This window comes from Oleiphilus sp. HI0125 (genome assembly GCF_001635355.1).
Genome location: NZ_LWGF01001378.1, coordinates 1 through 660, shown reverse-complemented (window position 1 = coordinate 660; position 660 = coordinate 1). Strand labels below are relative to the sequence as shown.

Below are 660 nucleotides of genomic sequence, written 5' to 3'. Positions count from 1 at the left end.
TGGTGTTGATATCGTAAACCAATAAATCACCGATTTCGTTCTGAATAAATTCTATCCCTGCAATATCAATTTCTTCTTTGCTTAAGAATGTTTCGAGCTGATTCATTAGGGCGTGATTATCGAAGGTATCTATCAATTCAAACTTGTTCTCAGGGGCGCTGGTTGGACAAAACGCATCAGAAATATCACATACATCCGCCGGACATAGTTCAAAGCCTCCATCAGTTTTGACTTTGACCGTGTATAAGAATTTCGCTCCTACAAATTCAGCACGAACAATAAAGGTTTGGTCTGACTTTATGTACTCTTGGATCAACCATGTTCCATCCAAGGGTTCTTCATAGTCATCACTTTCAATAAAGTTTTCTAAGTCAGAGATGCTATGAATGAGTTTTACGCCTAAGCCTTTACCGCCGCGATTAGGCTTAATAATAAACGGGATTTGATCGAAGTCTGTCGCTGCCTGTATCAGGTTTTCTTTACCGACTACGGCATGGGTAAGCGGCGTTTTGATACCATGCTTTTGCAATGCACAGTATTGAGAAAACTTGTCCACTTCATAGTATATCGCTCTTGGACCATTTATGATCTCGCGGTTATGCAATGTAAGCCAATTTAAGGTAAGCCGTGTTAACTCTGGTGCATAGCGATTCCCACGTG

At 40.8% G+C, this 660-nt stretch carries 1 protein-coding gene; it reads right to left on the bottom strand.

Features of this window, described 5'->3' with window-relative positions:
* The coding region (locus tag A3762_RS23695; protein ID WP_197469543.1) for a RimK family alpha-L-glutamate ligase at positions 1-556 on the bottom strand (556 nt) is incomplete at its 3' end.
* Between the last annotated feature and the right edge of the window lie 104 nt (positions 557-660).